Below are 10676 nucleotides of genomic sequence, written 5' to 3' on the forward strand. Positions count from 1 at the left end.
TCATGCGGCGGCTGGCGGTGGCCGGGGCGGCGGTGGCCGCCCTGGTGGCGGGCTGCTCTTCCGGTCACGACGCGGTGGCCCAGGGCGGCACCTTCGAATTCGTCTCCCCGGGCGGGAAGACCGACATCTACTACAACCCGCCGTCCGCGCGCGGCCGCCCCGGCCCGCTGTCGGGGCCCGACCTGGCCGACCCCGCCCACCCGTTGTCCCTGGACGACCCGATCTTCGCCGGCCGGGTCGTTGTCATCAACGTCTGGGGGCAGTGGTGCGGGCCCTGCCGGGCCGAGGTTGCCCAGCTGCAACAGGTGTACGACGCGACCCGCGACGCCGGGGTGTCGTTCCTGGGCATCGACGTGCGCGACAGTAACCGGCAGGCGGCGCTCGACTTCGTCAACGACCGCCACGTGACCTACCCGTCCATCTACGACCCGGCGATGCGGACCCTGATCGCGTTCGGCGGCAAATACCCCACCACCGTCATCCCGTCCACGCTGGTGCTGGACCGCCAGCACCGGGTCGCGGCGGTGTTTCTGCGCGAACTGCTGGCCGCCGACCTGCAGCCCGTGGTCCAGAAGCTGGCCCAAGAGCGATGACCGGTTTCACCCAGATCGCCGCCGCCGGCCCACTCCTGGTGGCGCTCGGAGTGTGCCTGCTGGCGGGGCTGGTGTCGTTCGCCTCGCCCTGCGTGGTGCCGCTGGTGCCCGGCTATCTGTCCTACCTCGCGGCCGTCGTCGGGGTGGACGAGCAGCCGCCGCCCGGCGCCGTCAAGGCCCCACCCTCGGCGCGGTGGCGGGTCGCGGGCTCGGCAGCGCTGTTCGTCGCGGGCTTCACCGCGGTGTTCGTGCTGGGCACCGTCGCCGTCCTGGGCATGACCACCACGCTGATCACCAACCAGCTGCTGCTGCAGCGGGTTGGCGGCGTGCTGACGATCGTCATGGGGCTGGTGTTCGTCGGCCTCATCCCCGCCCTGCAACGCCAGGCCCGGTTCAGCCCGCGGCAGGTGACGACCGTCGCCGGGGCGCCGCTGCTGGGCGCGGTGTTCGCGCTGGGCTGGACGCCGTGCCTGGGGCCCACGCTGGCCGGCGTGATCACGGTGGCCTCGGCCACCGACGGCGCGAGCGTGGCCCGCGGGATCGTCCTGGTGATCGCGTACTGCCTGGGCCTGGGCATCCCGTTCGTGCTGCTGGCCTTCGGCTCGGCGGGCGCGGTGGGGGCGCTGGGCTGGTTGCGCCGCCACACCCGCGCCATCCAGATCTTCGGCGGCGCGCTGCTCATCGCCGTCGGCGCCCTGCTGGTCACCGGGGTGTGGAACGACTTCGTCTCCTGGCTGCGCGACGCGTTCGTGTCCGACGTGAGGCTGCCGATTTGAGCCGGGCGATCGCTGGCCTCGTTTCCAAGGGGCGCAACACCTGGCGGGCGTTGACGTCCATGGGCACCGCGCTGGTGCTGCTGTTCCTGCTCGCGCTCGGCGCGATACCCGGGGCGCTGCTGCCGCAGCGCAGCCTCAACGCCGGCAAGGTCGACGACTACCTCAAGGCGCACCCCGTGATCGGCCCGTGGCTGGATCGGCTGCAGGCGTTCAGCGTGTTCTCCAGTTTCTGGTTCACCGCCATTTACGTCCTGCTGTTCGTCTCGCTGGTCGGCTGCCTGACCCCGCGGATGATCGAGCACGCCCGCAGCCTGCGCGCCACCCCGGTGGCCGCGCCGCGCAACCTCGCCCGGCTGCCCAAGCACGCCGGCGCCGAGCTCTCCGCCGACGCCGCGGACCTCAACGCCCTGGCCAACAGGATCACCCGGCGGCTGCGCGGCTGGCGCACGGCCATCCGGCACGAAGGCGAAGTCGTCGAGGTGTCGGCCGAGAGGGGCTATCTGCGAGAGTTCGGCAACATCGTCTTCCACTTCTCGTTGCTGGGCCTGCTGGTCGCGGTGGCCGTCGGCAAGCTGTTCGGCTACGAGGGCAACGTCATCGTCATCGCCGACTCCGGCCCGGGCTTCTGCTCGGCCTCGCCGGCCGCGTTCGACTCCTTCCGCGCCGGCAACACCGTCGACGGCACATCGCTGAACCCGATCTGCATCCGGGTCAACGACTTTGCCGCGCACTACCTGCCGTCGGGGCAGGCCACCTCGTTCGCCGCCGACATCGACTACCAGGCCGGCCGCGACGTGGCGGCCAACAACTGGCGGCCCTACCTGTTGGAGGTCAACCACCCGCTGCGGGTCGGCGGCGACCGGGTGTACCTGCAGGGCCACGGGTACGCGCCCACCTTCACCGTGCGGTTCCCGGACGGGCAGACGCGGACGTCGACCGTGCAGTGGCGGCCCGACAATCCGCAGACCCTGCTCTCCTCCGGAGTGGCGCGCATCGACCCGCCCGCCGGCACCTACCCCAACCCCGCCGAGCGCCGCCAGCACGAGATCGCGATCCAGGGCCTGCTGGCGCCCACCGAGCAGCTCGACGGCACGCTGTTGTCGTCGAGTTTCCCGGCCCTCAACGCCCCGGCGGTGGCCGTCGACATCTACCGCGGGGACACCGGCCTGGACACCGGGCGGCCCCAATCGCTGTTCACGCTCGATCCGCGGCTGATCCAGCAGGGCCGGCTGACCAAGGAGAAGCGCGTCAACCTGCGGGCCGGCCAGGAGGTGCGCATCGACCAGGGCCCGGCCGCCGGCACCGTCGTCCGCTTCGACGGCGCCGTCCCGTTCGTCAACCTGCAGGTCTCGCACGACCCCGGGCAGGCCTGGGTGCTCGTCTTCGCCATCACCATGATGGCCGGCCTGCTGGTGTCGCTGCTGGTGCGCCGCCGCCGGGTGTGGGCCAGGCTCACCCCCGGGGCCGGTACCGTGAACGTCGAACTGGGCGGGCTGGCGCGCACCGACAACTCCGGGTGGGGCGACGAGTTCGAGCGGTTGACCGAGCGGGTGCTGACCGGTCTGGGCGAGCCCTATGTGGCGCCGTCAGCCGAGCCCCCCGCGTCCAGAAGGAGTTCTCAGGTGGACGTCAAATGAACACGCTGCACGTCAACATCGGCCTGGCGCGCTACTCCGACTGGGCGTTCACCTCGGCCGTGGTGGCTCTCGTCATCGCGCTGCTGCTCCTGGCCTACGAGCTGGCGTACGCCGGCGCCCGCCGCGTCGACCGGCGCGAGCGCGTCCACGCCGGCGCGGTCGCCTCGGACGGCGTCACCCCCGGCATCGTCGAGGAGGCGCCCCGGCGTCCGTTGGACGAACGCGTCGGGCGGGCCGGGTTGGCCGTCGTCTACCTCGGCATCGGGCTGCTGTTGGCCTGCATCGTGCTGCGCGGCCTGGCCACGCTGCGCGTGCCGTGGGGCAACATGTACGAGTTCATCAATTTGACCTGCATGTGCGGGCTACTCGCCGGGGCTTTCGTGTTGCGCCGCCCGCAGTACCGACCGCTGTGGGTCTTCCTGTTGGTGCCCGTGCTGATCCTGCTCACGGTGTCCGGGCGCTGGCTGTACACCAACGCCGCGCCGGTGATGCCCGCGCTGCAGTCCTATTGGCTGCCCATCCACGTGTCGGTGGTGAGCCTGGGCTCCGGGGTGTTCATGGTCGCCGGCATCGCGAGCATCCTGTTCCTGTTGCGCACGTCGCGCCTGGGTGAACCGGGCGCCGAGGGGGCGCTGGCCCGGATCGTGCGGCGCTTCCCCGACGCGCAGACGCTGGACCGGGTCGCCTACCGGACCACGATCTTCGCCTTCCCGGTGTTCGGTTTCGGCGTCATTTTCGGCGCGATCTGGGCCGAGGAGGCCTGGGGCCGGTACTGGGGCTGGGATCCCAAGGAGACGGTGTCCTTCGTCGCGTGGGTGATCTACGCCGCCTACCTGCACGCCAGGTCGACGGCGGGATGGCGGGACAGGAAGGCGGCCTGGATCAACGTCGCGGGGTTCGTGGCCATGGTCTTCAATCTGTTCTTCGTTAACCTGGTGACCGTGGGCCTGCATTCGTATGCGGGCGTGGGGTGACCGCCAGCAACCGACCCAAGTGAAACGAGGGGGAGTGCACGTGTCCGACCAACCATCCACGGGCGTGGGGGCGCCCGATCAGCCGACGACGCAACTGCCTCCGCAGGGGACCGAGGGCGCGCCGGCCGGCGCCGACGAGTCAGCGGCCGACGGCGGCGAAGCGCCCACCCGCGCCTTCGCCGGGTTCCGCACCGAACGCCGGGTCCCCGGTCCCGAGCGCCGCGACGCCCCGCCGCCCGCCGCGCCCAGGCCCGCCGGGATGCCGCCGTGGGACGCCACCCCGGTGACCGGCATCCCGCGGGTCGACCCGACGGTGTACGGCGCCTACTACGCCCCGCCCGCCGACGCGCCGCCCGCCCAGGTCCCGCCGCGGCCCGAGCCGCTGCCGCACACGCCGTACCCGGAGCTGTCCACCGGCATGTTGCTGCGGCCCGTCAAGCCGCCGCCGTCGGAGGGCTGGCGCCGGCTGCTCTACGAACTGTCCGGCCACCTGATCAACCTCGGGGAGAGCCCGCGGGCCGCCCGTTACAACAACCTGGTGGCACAGGTGAACCGGCCGCTGCGGGGCTGCTACCGGATCGCCATGGTGTCGCTCAAGGGCGGCGTCGGCAAGACCACGATCGCCGCGACGATGGGCGCCACCTTCGCCACCATCCGCGGCGACCGGGTGGTCGCGGTCGACGCCAACCCCGACCGCGGCACGCTGAGCCAGAAGATCCCGCTGGAGACGGCGGCGACGGTGCGCCAGCTGCTGCACGACGCCGGGACCATCGAGCGCTACAGCGACGTCCGCCGCTACACCTCGAAGGGCCCCAGCGGCCTGGAGGTGCTGGCCTCGGAAACCGACCCGGCCATTTCGGAGGCGTTCAGCGCCGAGGACTACACCCGGGTCTTGGACATCCTGGAGCGGTTCTACGGCCTGGTGCTCACCGACTGCGGGCCGGGGCTGCTGCACTCGGTGATGGCCTCGGTGCTCGAGAAGGCCGACGTTCTCGTCGTCGTCAGCTCGGGGTCCATCGACGGGGCGCGCAGCGCGTCGGCGACGCTGGACTGGCTGGACGCGCACGGCCACGAGGAGATGGTCCGCAACTCGGTCGCGGTCATCAACGCGGTGCGCCCGCGGACGGGCAAGGTCGACATGAACAAGGTGGTCGAGCACTTCTCGCGGCGCTGCCGCGCCGTCCAGGTGGTGCCGTTCGACCCGCATCTGGAAGAGGGCGCCGAGATCGACTTGGACCGGCTGAAGCGGTCGACCCGCGAGGCGCTCACCGAGCTGGCGGCCATCGTCGCCGACGGCTTCCCGGGCGACCAGCGCAACCCCGGGGTCGCGTAGCGCGAGGGCTATTTGTCGCCGTGACCTAACCGCCGCAAGAACTCTGGATCGTCGTCCGGCCCGATGACGCGCGTCTTCGCCCGGTGGGTCTGCGACCGCGCCGTCCGCCAGCCAACGTAGATCAGCGTCCCCAAAATCAGGACGAGCAGCAGGTAGAGCACTCAACACCTCCTTTGCCGAATATACCCGCGCCGTAGGCTCTCCCTTGTGTCAGAAGGAGCCAACGACAACAACACTGGCGACCCGGGGCGCGGGACGCCGGGCGCCGGGCGACGGGCGGCCGCGGACGTGTTGCTCTACGCCGGGGCGCGGCTGGTCTTGGCGGTGGTGCTGGCCGCCGCGATCTACGGGGCGGCGCGGCTGATGGGGGTCAGCCAGTTCCCGATCGTGGTCGCCGCGTTGTTCGCTCTGATCATCGCCATGCCCCTGGGCATCTGGCTGTTCGGGCCGCTGCGCCGGCGCGCCACCGCGTCGCTGGCGATCGCCGGTGAGCGCCGGCGCCGGGAACGCGCGCAACTGCGGGCGCGGCTGCACGGCGACGCGGTGGCCGACGACGCGAAGGATCAGTAGTTGGGCATCCGCACGACCTGAGCGGCGTAGCTGAGGCCCGCGCCGTAACCGATCAGCAGGGCCAGGTCGCCCGGGTTGGCCGCCCCGGTTGCCAGCAGTTCGGCCATCGCCAGCGGGATGGAAGCCGCTGAGGTGTTCCCGGTGTGTTCGATGTCGTTGGCGACGACGGCGTCCGGCCGCAGGTCCAGGCTCTTGGCGAGCACCTCGTTGATTCGGCTGTTGGCCTGGTGCGGCACGAACACGTCGATCTCGTCGGGCCGCACACCCGCCGCGTCCATCGCCTGCCGGCCGACCTTGCCCATCTCGAAGGCCGCCCAGCGGAACACCGCGCTTCCCTCCAGCCGCAGGAAGGGGCGGGGGCCCGTGGGCTCGTCCATGTAGTCGATCCAGTCGATGTCCTGCCGAATCGCCAGCGCCTGTTCTCCGTCGCTGCCCCAGACGGTCGGGCCGATGCCCTGATCGGGCGTCTCGCCCACCACCACGCCCGCCGCGCCGTCGGCGAAGATGAAGCAGTTGGTGCGGTCTTGCATGTCGACGGTGGGGGACAGCTTCTCCGAACCGAGGACCAGCACCTTGGCGGCGGTGCCGCCGCGGATCATGTCGGCCGCGACGCCCAGCGCGTAGCCGAAGCCGGCGCATCCGGCCGAGACGTCGAACGCGGGCACGCCGGTGGCGCCCAGCGCCGCGGCGACCGCCGGGGCGCACGCCGGGGTCTGCAGGAAGTGCGTGCTGGTCGCCACGATCACGCAGTCGATGTCCGACGGCGTCAGCGCGGCGGTCGCGATCGCCTGCCGACCCGCCTCGGTGGCCATCGACGCGGCGGACTCGTCGCGCGCGGCGAAGCGCCGCGTCTTGATCCCGGTCCGGGAGAAGATCCACTCGTCGGACGACTCGATGTTCTCGCATATCTCGTCGTTGGTGACCACGCGCTCGGGGCGGTACGCCCCGACGCTGAGCAATCCGATGTTCGTCGGTCCACTGGTCGCGGCGATCTGCGTCATTGCTGTCCCCGATCGGTGTTGGCTCGGTGGGCGTCTATGGCCGTCAGTCGCGACGCCGGTCCCTCATTGTTATCCCATCGCCCGCCGCGCGCACGGCCGATCAGCCGGCCAGCCCCAAAGCGGCGGCCACCGCGATCGCCCACACGACCATGGCCAGGCCGGTATCGCGCAGGACCGGAATCAGCTCCGGGCCGCCGCGCCCCGAGCGCACCGGCCGGGCCGCGCGCAGCGCCAGCGGCGTGGCCACGAATCCCACGGCGCACCACGGCGTGGCCGCCATCAGCACCAGCGTCAGCACGCCCGCGGTCGCCAGCAGCGCCTGGTACAGCACGCGGGTGCGGCCATCGCCCAGCCGCACCGCGAGCGTGATCTTGCCCGACTGAGCGTCGGTGGGGATGTCGCGCAGATTGTTGGCCACCAGCACCGAGGACGACAGCGCCCCGATCGCCACCGCCAGCGCCAGCCCCACCCAGTCGACCCGCAAGGCCTGGGTGTACTCGGTGCCGAGCACGGCGACCAGGCCGAAGAACACGAACACGGCGACTTCGCCGAAACCGGCGTAGCCGTAGGGCTTCGAGCCGCCCGTGTACAGCCAGGCGCCGGCGATGCACACCGCGCCCACCGCGATCAGCCACGGCGCGCTGACGAGCGCGAGGGCCACGCCGGCGGCCGCCCCGACGGTCAGGCTCGCCACCGCGGCGGTGAGCACCGCGCGCGGGGTGGCCAGCCGCGAGCCCACCAGGCGCATGGGGCCGGCGCGGTCGTCGTCGGTGCCACGAATGCCGTCCGAATAGTCGTTGGCGTAGTTGACCCCGACGGTCAGCGCCACCGCGACCGCCAGCGCCAGCAGCGCCTTCCACCACACGGCGGATCCCAGCCACGCCGCCGCGCCGGTGCCCGCCACCACCGGCGCCACCGCGTTGGGGAGCGTCCGCGGCCGCGCGCCGGAGATCCACTGCCCGAAATTGGCCACGCACGCATCCTGCCAGGAGCCGCGCGCGGCCCCGCACCCGCGATCGGGCCGGGGGCATGCACCACAATGGGCGGATGCTCGGAGTCATCGGCGGCAGCGGCTTTTACACGTTCTTCGACTCCGGCACCCGCACCATCGAGGTCGACACCCCCTACGGCCCGCCCAGCGCCCCGGTGACGATCGGCGCCGCCGGCGGGCACGAGGTCGCCTTCCTGCCCCGGCACGGGGCCAGCCACGAGTTCTCGGCGCACACCGTGCCCTACCGGGCCAACATGTGGGCGCTGCGCAAGCTCGGGGTGCGACGGATATTCGGCCCGTGCGCCGTCGGCAGCCTCAAACCGGAGAACGGTCCCGGCGCCGTCGTGGTGCCCGACCAGCTGGTCGATCGCACCCGAGGCCGGCCGGACACCTACTTCGACTCCGGCGGCATCCACGTCGACTTCGCCGACCCGTACTGCCCCACCCTGCGCGCCGCCGTCACCGGGCTGCCCGGGGTGGTCGACGGCGGCACCATGGTGGTGATCCAGGGGCCCCGCTTCTCCACGCGCGCCGAAAGCCAGTGGTTCGCCTCGGCGGGGTTCTCGTTGGTCAACATGACCGGCTATCCAGAGGCGGTGCTCGCCCGGGAACTCGAAATGTGCTACGCGACAATCGCTTTGGTCACCGACCTGGATGCCGGGGTGGCGCCGGGTGAGCGTGTGACCGCCGTCGAGGTGTTCGCCGAATTCGAGAAGAACATCGGGGGATTCAAGGAGCTGGTGCGCGACGCGATCGGCCGGGTCGACAGCGAACGCAACTGCACCCACTGCCTGCCGCACACCGGCGTCACCCTGCCCGTCGAGTTGCCATGAGGGTGTTGCTGACGGGTGCCGCCGGTTTCATCGGGTCGCGGGTGGACGCGGCGCTGCGGGCCGCGGGCCACGACGTGGTCGGCGTCGACGCGTTGCTGCCCGCGGCGCACGGCCCGAATCCGGTGCTGCCGCAGGGATGTCACCGCGTCGACGTCCGCGACGCCGACGCCCTGGCACCCCTGCTCGACGGCGTGGACCTGGTCTGTCATCAGGCGGCGATGGTGGGCGCGGGCGTGGACGCCGCCGACGCCCCCGCCTACGGCGGCCACAACGACTACGCCACCACGGTGCTGCTGGCGCAGATGTTCGCCGCCGGGGTGGGCCGCCTGGTGCTGGCGTCGTCGATGGTCGTTTACGGGCAGGGCCGCTACCACTGCGAGCGGCACGGGCAGGTCGACCCCCTGCCGCGAGGGCGCGCCGACCTGGACGCCGGCATCTTCGAACACCGCTGCCCGGTCGGCGGCGAGGAACTGCAGTGGCGGCTTGTCGACGAGGACGCCGCGCTGCGGCCGCGCAGCCTGTACGCCGCCGGCAAGACCGCGCAGGAGCACTACGCGCTGGCGTGGTCGGAGTCGACCGGCGGCTCCGTGGTGGCGTTGCGCTACCACAACGTCTACGGTCCCGGGATGCCCCGCGACACCCCGTACTCCGGGGTGGCGGCGATCTTCCGCTCATCCCTGGAAAAGGGGGACGCGCCAAGGGTTTTCGAGGACGGCGGGCAGATGCGCGACTTCGTCCACGTCGACGACGTGGCCGCGGCCAACCTTGCGGCCGCGGCGTCGACGCTGGGGGGATTCACCGCGGTCAACGTCTGTTCGGGGCGGCCCGTGTCGATCCTGCGGGTGGCCTCGGCGCTGTGCGAGGCCCGCGGCGGTGGGCTCGCGCCGGTGATCACGGGCCAGTACCGCAGCGGCGACGTGCGCCACATCGTCGCCGACCCGTCCCGGGCGGCGGAGGTGTTGGGCTTTCGCGCGACCGTCGACCCGGCCGAGGGCCTGCGCGACTTCGCGTTCGCGCCGCTGCGCTGAGCGCAGCGCCTTACGCCTGCGGCGGCCGGTAGATCTTCGGTTTCTGCAGGGGGATCTGTCGCGTCGCGGAGTCGTCGCCGCGGAAGAGCCGGGGGCCGGTGCTGATCCGGGTGGTGGCGGCGGCCGACGGCGGGGCGGCGTGGCCCACCGGGACGCGCGCCCTGGGCTCGGCGGGCGCGGCCGGGGCGGCCGGCCTACGGGCGGCGCGGCGGCGGCGCGCGCGGCGGCCGCGCAGCTGCCCGGTGACGATGGCGGCCCCCAGGATGCACAGGGCCAGGCCGCACAGCGCCACGTCGAAGGTGCTGGTGATCTGCTGGGCGAGGTTGTTGCCGTAAACCGGGTGCTGCGCGGGCGAATTGGGTGAATCCGCGAACCGGGGCGCCAGCACCACACCGACCACGACGCGGGCGACGCTCAGCGTGGCGACCAGCCCGCACAGCGACGAGATCAGTCGGGCGGAGCGGGTGGCGTCGGCCAGGTTGATCCGCAGCCAGATTGCGAGAAGCGCGGTAGCCAGGTCGAATCCGGCCAGCACCACGCTGTCGTACCGAGAGAACGGGTAATCCAGGCTCACGGCGACGAAGAGGTCGGTCAGCCGCATCAGCATCGAGCCCAGCCCCCATACGGCTATGAGCAGCAAGCCGTTTCGGGCCGCGGCCCGCCAGGAGGTCTCCTCGGCGCGGATCGTGTTGCGGTGACCGAAGAGGGTTCGCGGCGCGAAGATCGCCGCCGCCGCGGCCCACGCCAGGTAGCCCTCGAACCCCACCCCGGCGGTCGAGGTGTTCTGCGCGATGCCGTGGAACGCGTCGACGTCGCGGCCGATCGGCAGGACCCACACCAGGACCCCCGCGACCAGCGTCGAGGCGCCGAGCGCGACCGTGGCCAGCCGGGCCGCCCTAGTGCCGCGCAGCAACCACCGGGAGGCGACCAGCACGGCGAC

At 72.1% G+C, this 10676-nt stretch carries 11 protein-coding genes and 1 pseudogene; 8 read left to right on the top strand and 4 right to left on the bottom strand.

All coding sequences use genetic code 11. The annotated features are described in order from the left end of the window. Window positions 1-2 precede the first annotated feature (2 nt). The 5 genes from A5702_RS11970 to A5702_RS11990 all read left to right on the top strand — a co-directional run bounded on the left by A5702_RS11970 (window position 3) and on the right by A5702_RS11990 (window position 5313). A complete protein-coding gene (locus A5702_RS11970) occupies window positions 3-593 on the top strand; it encodes a TlpA disulfide reductase family protein (RefSeq protein ID WP_055404932.1) in 591 nt (196 codons plus the stop codon). Next, window positions 590-1369 carry a cytochrome c biogenesis CcdA family protein gene (locus A5702_RS11975; RefSeq protein ID WP_068220905.1) on the top strand — a complete coding sequence of 260 codons (780 nt, stop codon included), beginning with the start codon at window positions 590-592 and terminating at the stop codon, window positions 1367-1369. Before A5702_RS11970 ends, A5702_RS11975 begins: the two co-directional genes overlap by 4 nt. Before the next feature lie 59 nt (window positions 1370-1428). Next, entirely contained in the window at window positions 1429-3006 is a 1578-nt protein-coding gene (locus A5702_RS11980) for a cytochrome c biogenesis protein ResB (protein WP_068220908.1), read from the top strand. Then, entirely contained in the window at window positions 3003-3980 is a 978-nt protein-coding gene (gene ccsB / locus A5702_RS11985; RefSeq protein ID WP_068220912.1) for a c-type cytochrome biogenesis protein CcsB, read from the top strand. The genes A5702_RS11980 and ccsB overlap by 4 nt, the downstream gene beginning before the upstream one ends. Before the next feature lie 64 nt (window positions 3981-4044). After that, entirely contained in the window at window positions 4045-5313 is a 1269-nt protein-coding gene (locus tag A5702_RS11990) for a MinD/ParA family protein (protein ID WP_369808557.1), read from the top strand. Window positions 5314-5321: 8 nt separating this feature from the next. On the opposite strand, the gene A5702_RS26310 is transcribed toward A5702_RS11990, so the two are convergent. Beyond that, window positions 5322-5474 (bottom strand): hypothetical protein, encoded by a 153-nt coding sequence (locus A5702_RS26310; RefSeq protein ID WP_156349684.1) that lies wholly within the window; start codon window positions 5472-5474, stop codon window positions 5322-5324. 46 nt (window positions 5475-5520) lie between these two features. Between A5702_RS26310 and A5702_RS11995 the strand changes: the two genes are divergently transcribed. Then, window positions 5521-5883 carry a DUF4229 domain-containing protein gene (locus A5702_RS11995; protein ID WP_055404928.1) on the top strand — a complete coding sequence of 121 codons (363 nt, stop codon included), beginning with the start codon at window positions 5521-5523 and terminating at the stop codon, window positions 5881-5883. Here the strand turns inward: A5702_RS11995 and fabH are convergent. Further along, entirely contained in the window at window positions 5877-6884 is a 1008-nt protein-coding gene (fabH, locus tag A5702_RS12000; protein ID WP_055404927.1) for a beta-ketoacyl-ACP synthase III, read from the bottom strand. The two genes, A5702_RS11995 and fabH, sit on opposite strands and share 7 nt — an antisense overlap. A gap of 100 nt (window positions 6885-6984) precedes the next feature. Further along, the gene (locus A5702_RS12005; RefSeq protein ID WP_055404926.1) at window positions 6985-7857 is read right to left on the bottom strand and encodes a 1,4-dihydroxy-2-naphthoate polyprenyltransferase; all 873 of its coding nucleotides are present in this window, start codon (window positions 7855-7857) and stop codon (window positions 6985-6987) included. A gap of 74 nt (window positions 7858-7931) precedes the next feature. Between A5702_RS12005 and A5702_RS12010 the strand changes: the two genes are divergently transcribed. Both A5702_RS12010 and A5702_RS12015 read left to right on the top strand, forming a co-directional pair. Then, window positions 7932-8708: an S-methyl-5'-thioadenosine phosphorylase gene (locus A5702_RS12010; RefSeq protein WP_055404925.1), complete on the top strand. Its 777-nt coding sequence runs from the start codon at window positions 7932-7934 to the stop codon at window positions 8706-8708. Then, window positions 8705-9736 (top strand): NAD(P)-dependent oxidoreductase, encoded by a 1032-nt coding sequence (locus A5702_RS12015; protein ID WP_068220915.1) that lies wholly within the window; start codon window positions 8705-8707, stop codon window positions 9734-9736. The genes A5702_RS12010 and A5702_RS12015 overlap by 4 nt, the downstream gene beginning before the upstream one ends. Before the next feature lie 10 nt (window positions 9737-9746). Here A5702_RS12015 and A5702_RS26720 read toward each other — a convergent pair. Continuing rightward, window positions 9747-10676: pseudogene (locus A5702_RS26720) on the bottom strand (hypothetical protein); the annotation flags it as partial.

The organism is Mycobacterium sp. E3339 (assembly GCF_001666915.1).
Lineage (GTDB): Bacteria > Actinomycetota > Actinomycetes > Mycobacteriales > Mycobacteriaceae > Mycobacterium.

Excerpts from the sequence above, each read along its gene's own strand:
- A5702_RS11970 (WP_055404932.1), top strand. The coding sequence starts at position 3 with ATGCGGCGGCTGGCGGTGGCCGGGGCGGCGGTGGCCGCCCTGGTGGCG.
- A5702_RS11975 (WP_068220905.1), top strand. The coding sequence starts at position 590 with ATGACCGGTTTCACCCAGATCGCCGCCGCCGGCCCACTCCTGGTGGCG.
- A5702_RS11980 (WP_068220908.1), top strand. The coding sequence starts at position 1,429 with ATGGGCACCGCGCTGGTGCTGCTGTTCCTGCTCGCGCTCGGCGCGATA.
- ccsB (WP_068220912.1), top strand. The coding sequence starts at position 3,003 with ATGAACACGCTGCACGTCAACATCGGCCTGGCGCGCTACTCCGACTGG.
- fabH (WP_055404927.1), bottom strand. The coding sequence starts at position 6,884 with ATGACGCAGATCGCCGCGACCAGTGGACCGACGAACATCGGATTGCTC.
- A5702_RS12010 (WP_055404925.1), top strand. The coding sequence starts at position 7,932 with ATGCTCGGAGTCATCGGCGGCAGCGGCTTTTACACGTTCTTCGACTCC.
- A5702_RS12015 (WP_068220915.1), top strand. The coding sequence starts at position 8,705 with ATGAGGGTGTTGCTGACGGGTGCCGCCGGTTTCATCGGGTCGCGGGTG.